General features: G+C 66.1%; 1 protein-coding gene. It reads left to right on the top strand.

Annotated elements, in window-relative coordinates; genetic code table 11:
* Positions 1 to 679 precede the first annotated feature (679 nt).
* Positions 680 to 1,465, top strand: a complete 786-nt coding sequence (locus WBV89_RS00125; protein WP_423979318.1) for an HNH endonuclease — start codon at positions 680 to 682, stop codon at positions 1,463 to 1,465.
* Positions 1,466 to 1,662 lie beyond the last annotated feature (197 nt).

The raw sequence follows: 1,662 nt of genomic DNA, 5'->3' as shown, positions 1-1,662 counted from the left end.
CGATCCACTGGGCCCCGATCCCCAGGACGAGGATCGACGACAGTCCGACGATGATCTCGTTGTCGCTCATCGGCGATCGCCCGTCTGTCGCACGGCTGAGGACACTAGGTGCACCCGAGGTTCCGGGTGGGCATGAGCGGTTCAACGCGTGCGAGATCTGCCGATGCGATCACCACGCCTCGTGGATCACGATTTGTCTTCGCACAGCCCTTGGTCTTTGGATCGAACACGTGTACCCTACTGGTATGAGTTCGACGAGCGACTCACCCGACCCGGTCGGCCCGATCGATGTGATCGACGGCGACACGTTCGAGTCGGTGTGTGATGACGTCGCCGGACAGCTGAATGCCCAGATGGGTCGGCTGCTCGACCTCACGATCTGGCTCGTCAACGCCGACAAGCGTGACTGGCAGGGCGACGGGCTCTGCACACCCCAGCAGTATCTGGCGTGGCGCTGCGCGGTCGGACCTCATCTGGCCGGCAATCTCGTCGCCGCTGCCCGGCGTGCCGATGAACTGCCGGTGGCGCCGACAACGACAGCACGCCCGCATCCAACGACGAGGCGACGTCCTCCGACGATGACGCGACCGAGCCTGCGCCAACCACAACGGCAGCGCCCGAGCCCGATCCAGATCCGAATCGTGTCAGCTACGGAGTCGGTCCCGATGGGCGGTGGTGGTTGCACGCCGACCTCGATCTCGACCTCGGAGCGGTCGTCGAGAACGCGCTCGATGAAGCTCGCGACGCCGTCGTCGCCCGCGAGAACCGCGGCAGCGATGCCGACGGCGCGTTGCAAATCGTGTCCCACGTCGACGCCTTGGTGGAACTCGCGCAACGCTCACTCGACTCGATCGCCGAACCGGCTCGTCGCAATCGGTACCGCGTCAACCTGCACCTCAACCTCGATGCCACGGTGCGCACCGACCACGGCGACGTCCTCTCCGACTCGATCGCTCGCCTGCTCACCTGCGACGGCGCGATCGACCCGATCCACGTCAAGAACGCCATCCCGATCTCGGTCGGACGCACACAACGCACCATCCCCGACCGCACCCGCCGCAGCATCCTGCATCGCGACCAACACCACTGCCAGGTCCCCGGCTGCAACACCACCCGTCGATTGGAGATCCACCACATCCAACACTGGGCCGACGGCGGGCGCACCGACACTGCGAATCTGATCACGCTCTGTGCCCGACATCATCGGATGCACCACAAGCACCGCCTCGGCATCAACGGCAATCCTGACCAGCCCGACACGATGACGTTCACCAACGCCCGCGGACACCCGATCCGCGCGTCGGGCGCCCACCCACACCCACCAGACGCCACCACCACCAATCCGCCGCGACTACGAAAACCCACTCGGCGAGAAGCTCGACAGCCGCTGGGTCACCTTCATCGACCCCACCATCCCCCGCCACCTCCGACACCACCACCCCGACCTCCACCGACCCGAGCCTGACCAGACCGACCGCGACACCGGGTGACCACCGGGCAATCGGCCTGATCAGCGTGGGTCAGGGACTGACGAGGATCGGTGCGAAATCCTGAACCGCATCAGGCAAGCACTCAGCCGGCGGCACCCGCCGCGACGCCGGCACCGCCGTCGATGACGTAGGTCTCGCCGGTGATCCACGACCCGAGGTCGCTTGCGAGGAA

The organism is Ilumatobacter sp., assembly GCF_049588435.1.
Taxonomy (GTDB): Bacteria; Actinomycetota; Acidimicrobiia; order Acidimicrobiales; family Ilumatobacteraceae; genus Ilumatobacter_A.
This window is presented reverse-complemented; position numbering and strand designations above follow the sequence as displayed.